This window comes from Ralstonia pickettii (genome assembly GCF_001699815.1).
Lineage (GTDB): Bacteria > Pseudomonadota > Gammaproteobacteria > Burkholderiales > Burkholderiaceae > Ralstonia > Ralstonia thomasii.
The window spans coordinates 26,440-32,804 of the sequence record NZ_MCGB01000080.1; the positions used below are offsets into that span (position 1 = coordinate 26,440).

Below are 6,365 nucleotides of genomic sequence, written 5' to 3' on the forward strand. Positions count from 1 at the left end.
GGGCTGTTCAGATGGATTACATCGACTTTGCGCGCACCTGGGTCGTCACCCACGCTGAGTTCCTGCTGACTTGGCTGATCACTGCGCTGCTGGTGATGACGCTGGCCTGGATCGAAATACGCCGCGCCACCCGGCGTGCCGCCATGGCGATGACCGAGGCTGTGGCCACCACGGTTGCGGCGTGTGTGCCCGAAATTGCGGCGGCGGCGCAGAGCGCACATCCGGGCGTATCCGCATCGGCATCCTCTCCGGGTTTGGTCGAGGCGATGCGCGCACTCGGTCACCTCTCGGCGGACCGGATGCATTGGCTGCACGCCGTCGCGAACCTGCGTTTGCCTGAGACGGCGTTGCCGCCGGCGGCACCAGGCATGCCCGTGCATCCGCTCGTATACGACACGCCGCGCCCGCTGGCCGAAGCTCACTTGGCGGCAGAACGCTGCTTTGCCGATCACGCGCGTGTTTTGCAGGCCGAACGCCGCGCCTTGCAAGCGCTGGAGACCGCCGAGCGTGAGGGCTCCAGCGAACTGCATCGCATCGAGCGAGAGACCTCGGCCATCGTTGAACGCTTCGACCAGGCCAACGCGCAATCGGAGCAGACCGATGTGCAGCGCTTTCTCATCCAGAAATTCAACACGCTTGGCAATCGCGAACGCGAGTTGACCGCACAGCTCGCGGCGCTTCGCCAACAACTCGGGGAGCGTACGGAGGCGTTGTGGGCGCAATCGCAGCGTGCAGCCGATGACTATGCTGCGATGCTTGATCCGCTGGTGGCCGTAGCCCGTCGCGAGCTTGGTCACGAAACGGCGACGGATGAGACGGCACTGTGGCTTGCCCGCACGCGCACGGGTCAAGGGCCGCTGCGCGCTGCCTGATCGCTGCCACGGCATGGCAGCACGCTGAACGTCACGGTGGCACGCTTCTGGCTGCGGTAAGCTATGGACTTGCAGCGCGATCGCGCCGTCATCGAAGCACGCAGCAACCCACGCCCATGCCGCACAAGATTCCCGTCTCCGTTCTCGTCGTCATCCACACGCCCGATTTGCATGTGTTGGTGATGGAGCGGGCAGATCATCCGGGCTTCTGGCAATCCGTGACGGGCAGTTGCGACGCGCTCGACGAACCTCTGGCCGACACGGCCCGCCGGGAGGTGCTGGAAGAAACCGGCATCGACGCAGCCCAGCATCATCTGATCGACTGGGGCCACCATATCGAATACGAAATCTACCCGCGCTGGCGGCATCGCTACGCGCCGGGCATCACGCGCAACACCGAGCATTGGTTCGGCCTGCTGGTGAGCGGCAAGATGCCGGTGCGGATGTCTCCGCGCGAGCATGTGCAAGCCGAATGGTTGCCCTACCAAGATGCCGCCGCGCGCTGCTTCTCGCGCAGCAACGCCGAGGCCATCCTGCAGTTGCCCGAGCGCCTCGCTGCCTATCATGCCCGTCAGGCGGCTCTGACAAAGGACCAGGCCTGACATGCTTCGTTTGCGCGTTGCCACCTACAACATCCACAAGGGCGTGACAGGCATTGCGCGGCGCGTGCGCGTGCATGACGTGCGGCAGGGCCTGCATAGCATGGACGCCGATATCGTCTTCCTGCAGGAAGTGCAGGACCGCAACGACCGCCTGGTCGCCGCAGAACTGTTCGACCCGAATTACACGCAGCTGCGCTACCTTGCGACGGACGTCTATCCGCACACCGTCTATGGCCGCAATGCCGTCTACGAGCACGGGCATCACGGCAACGCCATTCTGTCGCGGTTTCCGATCCTGCTGTCGGAAAACTTGGATATCTCCGACCACCGTTTCGAGCAGCGCGGACTGCTGCACGCCGTGACCGATCTCGGCTTCGGCGAAGTGCACCTGCTGTGTGCACACTTCGGCCTGTTCGCCCGCAGCCGGCAGCGGCAGGCGGAGGCGCTCGTCGATCGCGTGCGTTCGGTCGTGCCACCCGATGCGCCGCTCGTGGTGGCGGGCGATTTCAACGATTGGAACAACCGGCTCGATCGCACGATTTGCCAAGCGCTGGGGGCGACCGAAGTGGCCGACAAGGCCGCCAACGCGCGCCCGGTGCGCACCTTCCCGAGCCACATGCCGTGGTTGCGTCTAGACCGCATCTACGTACGCGGTTTCGATATTGAACGTGCGCATGCGCTGACCGGCCGCGAATGGGCGCAGCGCTCCGATCACGTTCCCCTGCTAGCTGAACTGGCGCATCCATGAGGGTCGTGCGCGATGCGGGTCCGCTGCGCTCGGAGTGGCGGCGGGGTAAGCCCCTGCCGGGCAACGACGTCGACCTGCTGTGCGGTGGCGCCGAGTTCTTCCCCGCACTGATCGAAGCCATCGATGCCGCTCAACGCCGCGTCGCGCTCGAAACCTACATCTACACCGACGACGCCACCGCCCACAGCGTGACCGAAGCGCTCGCCCGCGCGGCGCGCCGCGGCGTGGATGTCCACCTGACCATCGACGGCTTCGGCACCGGCCTGCTGCCCCCGAGCATCGCGGCGATGCTCGAAACGGCGGGTGTGAACTTGCGCATCTATCGTCCGGTGCGCGGTTTCCGCCTGCAGCGCCGCCACTTGCGACGGCTGCATCGCAAGATCGCCGTCATCGATGACGACGAGGCATTCGTGGGTGGCATCAACATCATCGATGACCTGAATCACGCGCCGTTTAACGACACCGCGCTGGGGCCGCGTTACGACTTTGCCGTGCGGGTGCGCGGCCCGCTGGTCGCGCAGATTGCGCTGACCGTCGACCGGCTCTGGTGGCAAATGGGCGTGCGCGTTGGCATGCGGGAGGTGGGCGTCACGGGCGTCGCCGCCGAGTTTCCGGTGATGACGGATACGCCGCGGCCACGACATCGCGGAGCATCCGGGCGAGAAAGTGAGCGCGCACCGGGCACCGTGCTGGCTTCGCTGGTGCTGCGTGACAATGTCCGTAACCGACGCGCGATCGAACGCGAATATCTGCGCGCGCTGGGTGCGGCGCGGCACGAGGTAATCATCGCCAACGCGTACTTTTTGCCGGGTGTGCGTTTCATGCGTGCGCTGGCTGCATGTCGACGGCGCGGTGTGCGCGTGCGCCTGTTGCTGCAGGGGCAGGTCGAATACCGGCTGCAGCACTACGCGACGCGGTCGCTGTATCACATGCTGCTGCGCGACAACGTCGAGATCCACGAATACACCGCCAGCTTCCTGCACGCCAAGGTGGCCGTGGTGGATGATCGCTGGGCAACGGTCGGCTCGAGCAACATCGACCCATTCAGCCTGCTGCTTGCTCGCGAAGCGAACGTAGTGGTGTGGGATTCGACCGTGGCCAACGAACTGCGCGGCGCGCTGGAAGGCGCCATGGCCCATCACGCACGCCGCGTCCTGGCCGATGCACACGCCGCGCGCCGCTGGTGGTGGCGCCTGGCAGATTGGTGCGCCTACCGGCTCGTGCGCCTTGGCGTCGTCATCAGCGGGCGCGCAGCACAGTATTAGTGGTACGGACATCTACAAAACAAACAAGACGGAGGAGACATGCAAGTCATCACAGCGGATGAGGCCGCGCGATTGGTGCAGCCCGGGTGGACGGTGGCATGCGCGGGGTTTGTCGGCGCGGGCCATGCAGAGGCCGTCACGCACGCGCTGGAACGCCGCTTTCTGACCACAGGCGAACCGCGCGATCTCACGCTGGTCTACTCCGCCGGACAGGGCGATCGCGCTACGCGCGGCGTCAACCATTTCGGCAATCCAGAGATGACGCGCTGCGTGGTGGGTGGGCATTGGCGCTCGGCCACGCGGCTCGCAGACATGGCGCTTGCCGAGCAATGCGATGCGTTCAACCTGCCGCAGGGCGTGCTCACGCATCTGTACCGCGCCATCGCGGGCGGCAAGCCTGGCGTGCTGACCAAGATGGGCCTGCATACCTTCGTCGACCCACGCACGGAGCTTGACCCGCGCTACCACGGTGGGGCGATCAATCACCGCGCAAAGGCGGCGCGAGCGGCAGGTAAGGCGTCCTGGGTCGAATACGAGCGCTTTCGGGGCGATGACTATCTCTTCTACCCCAGCTTCCCGCTGCACTGCGTCTTTCTGCGCGGCACTGCCGCCGACCCGCGCGGCAACATCAGCACGCACGAAGAAGCCTTTCACCACGAGTTGCTGGCCATGGCGCAGGCCGCGCGCAACTCGGGCGGCATCGTCATCGCGCAGGTGCGTCGGCTCGTCGATCGGCATGACAACCTGCAGGCGATCCACGTGCCGGGCATCCTCGTCGATTACGTGGTCGTTGCCGAGGATGAAGCCGAACACCAGATGACCTTCGGCGAGGCGTTCAACCCAACCTATATCCGCCCCTGGCAAGGCGAGGCGATCCAGCTCAAGGAAGACGCCATCGAAGCGAGCGACGCGCTGGAGGCGAGCCAGCACGGCGCGCTCGACGCCCGCACGCTGGTGCAACGCCGCGCCGTGCTGGAACTGATGGCGCAGCAACCGCGCGTCGTGAACCTCGGCGTGGGCATGCCGGCAGCGGTCGGCGCCCTGGCTGAACAGGAGGGGGCGCGCGGTTTCACGCTCACCGTGGAAGCCGGCCCCATCGGCGGCACGCCGGCAGATGGCCTCAGCTTTGGCGCGTCGGCCTATCCCGAAGCGGTTGTCGATCAACCCGCGCAGTTTGACTTCTACGAGGGCGGTGGCATTGATCTCGCCATCCTCGGTCTGGCAGAACTGGACGGCGCCGGCAACGTCAACGTCAGCCTGTTCGGCGAGGGCGGCGACACCATTGTCGCCGGCGTTGGCGGCTTCATCAACATCACGCAGAGCGCTCGTTCAATCGTGTTCATGGGCACGCTCACCGCCGGCGGCCTGCAGGTCGAAGCCGAAGGCGGCAAGCTGCGCATCGTGCGCGAAGGACGGCTCAAGAAGATCGTGCCCGCCGTGTCGCACCTGACCTTCAACGGTGAATATGCGGCGCGATCGGGCATTCCCGTGCGCTATGTGACCGAGCGCGCCGTCTTCGAGATGCGCGCCGATGGCAACGGCGGTCGGCGCCTCACCCTCACAGAAATCGCCCCCGGCATCGATCTGCAGCGTGATGTACTGGACCAGTGTGCCGCAGAGGTTGCCGTGGCAGCCGACCTACGCGAAATGGACGCTCGCATCTTCCGCCGCGGCGCCATGTGTGCGGGCATCACGCCGGTCTGATTTTGAGGCTGTCTATTTACTGATGGGTAGCACTAGAAAACCCATCCACTGTGCCACGCCGCACGCGTTTCTTGGGTGCGGCGCACACCCCGCAAAGCCTTTCATTTAAAGGGCTTGCTGGATTCGCGCTGCACCGCGAAAGGTGGCGATTCGGTGTCGCCATTTAGATGCCCCTTTCTAATAAAACACTTGCCGCTCAAAGGCCCCCTGTAAATAATTGAACGACCGTTCGATTTTGGGCTAGAGTGTTTGCGCAGGCTGGTTTACAGTCCTGCCCGGCACGCGAAAGGCGCCCTGCAAGAAGCCAATTTTCTCGCGTGTCACGCCCCAGAAAAGAACGGAGAGAAATCATCATGCGTCACCCGACCGCTCGTCTCGAATCGAATCACGCAGCAGCCACGCCGATGCGAAAGGGCGAGTTGACGCGTGCAGCGATTCTCGATGCCGCGCTGGAACTGGCCTCGCGCGACGGACTGGAAGGATTGACGATCGGTGTGCTCGCGGAGCGCATGCAGATGAGCAAGAGCGGGGTGTTCGCGCACTTCGGCTCGCGTGAGGATCTGCAGGTGGAAGTGGTTCGCGAGTATCACAAACGGTTCGAGCAGGAAGTTTTCTACCCGAGCTTGACGGAACCGCGCGGTCTGCCGCGCCTGTGGAGCATGGTGCGACGCTGGATGGAGCGCCGCATTCAGGAAGTGACCACGGGCTGCATCTACATCAGCGGCGCGGTGGAGTACGACGATCGTGCCGAAAGCCCGGTGCGCGACGAACTCGTCAAGAGCGTGACGATCTGGCGTGCAGCATTGGCCCGCGCGATCGCACAGGCAAAGGAAGAAGGCCACCTGCGTGCAGAAGCGGACCCGCAATTGATGCTCTTCGAGATGTACAGCCTGGAACTGGGTCTGCATCACGATGCGCGTTTCCTGCGGTTGCCGAACAGCGCCGAGCTGGCCATGGTGGCGCTTAGAGCGTGTTATGCACTTTGGACGACAGGTGCGGCGTGAACGAGCATGAGCATGGCAAAGACGACGAAATGCAAGCCGGCGAGTGTTTCAGGCAAGCGCTCGTAGTCGCGTGCGAGTCTTCGAAACCGATTGAGCCATCCGAAACTGCGCTCGACGACCCATCGGCGTGGCAGCAGGACAAAGCCTTTCTTCGCCTCTGGCAGTTTGAT

Annotated in this window: 7 protein-coding genes; 6 read left to right on the plus strand and 1 reads right to left on the minus strand. The window is 64.6% G+C overall.

The genetic code is table 11. From position 1 onward, the window contains the following. Positions 1–11 precede the first annotated feature (11 nt). The 6 genes from BEK68_RS16455 to BEK68_RS16480 all read left to right on the plus strand — a co-directional run bounded on the left by BEK68_RS16455 (position 12) and on the right by BEK68_RS16480 (position 6,195). On the plus strand, positions 12–872 hold the full coding sequence (locus BEK68_RS16455) for a hypothetical protein (protein ID WP_009239133.1): 861 nt from the start codon (positions 12–14) through the stop codon (positions 870–872). Between the two features lie 116 nt (positions 873–988). Further along, complete coding sequence (nudB, locus tag BEK68_RS16460; RefSeq protein WP_004633244.1) at positions 989–1,474, plus strand: dihydroneopterin triphosphate diphosphatase; 486 nt, start codon at positions 989–991, stop codon at positions 1,472–1,474. Position 1,475: 1 nt separating this feature from the next. Next, entirely contained in the window at positions 1,476–2,222 is a 747-nt protein-coding gene (locus tag BEK68_RS16465) for an endonuclease/exonuclease/phosphatase family protein (RefSeq protein WP_009239132.1), read from the plus strand. Further along, positions 2,219–3,487, plus strand: a complete 1,269-nt coding sequence (clsB, locus tag BEK68_RS16470) for a cardiolipin synthase ClsB (protein ID WP_009239131.1) — start codon at positions 2,219–2,221, stop codon at positions 3,485–3,487. The genes BEK68_RS16465 and clsB overlap by 4 nt, the downstream gene beginning before the upstream one ends. A gap of 39 nt (positions 3,488–3,526) precedes the next feature. Next, the gene (locus BEK68_RS16475; RefSeq protein WP_009239130.1) at positions 3,527–5,191 is read left to right on the plus strand and encodes an acyl CoA:acetate/3-ketoacid CoA transferase; all 1,665 of its coding nucleotides are present in this window, start codon (positions 3,527–3,529) and stop codon (positions 5,189–5,191) included. A gap of 404 nt (positions 5,192–5,595) precedes the next feature. Then, positions 5,596–6,195: a TetR/AcrR family transcriptional regulator gene (locus BEK68_RS16480; protein WP_065851778.1), complete on the plus strand. Its 600-nt coding sequence runs from the start codon at positions 5,596–5,598 to the stop codon at positions 6,193–6,195. Here BEK68_RS16480 and BEK68_RS25040 read toward each other — a convergent pair. Beyond that, the coding region (locus BEK68_RS25040; RefSeq protein ID WP_139111361.1) for a transposase at positions 6,165–6,365 on the minus strand (201 nt) is incomplete at its 5' end. The genes BEK68_RS16480 and BEK68_RS25040 overlap by 31 nt on opposite strands.

Bases quoted from the DNA above. Each gene is read 5' to 3' on its own strand.
- BEK68_RS16455 (WP_009239133.1), top strand. From the start codon at position 12: ATGGATTACATCGACTTTGCGCGCACCTGGGTCGTCACCCACGCTGAG.
- BEK68_RS16465 (WP_009239132.1), top strand. From the start codon at position 1,476: ATGCTTCGTTTGCGCGTTGCCACCTACAACATCCACAAGGGCGTGACA.
- BEK68_RS16480 (WP_065851778.1), top strand. From the start codon at position 5,596: ATGCGAAAGGGCGAGTTGACGCGTGCAGCGATTCTCGATGCCGCGCTG.
- BEK68_RS16475 (WP_009239130.1), top strand. From the start codon at position 3,527: ATGCAAGTCATCACAGCGGATGAGGCCGCGCGATTGGTGCAGCCCGGG.
- nudB (WP_004633244.1), top strand. From the start codon at position 989: ATGCCGCACAAGATTCCCGTCTCCGTTCTCGTCGTCATCCACACGCCC.
- clsB (WP_009239131.1), top strand. From the start codon at position 2,219: ATGAGGGTCGTGCGCGATGCGGGTCCGCTGCGCTCGGAGTGGCGGCGG.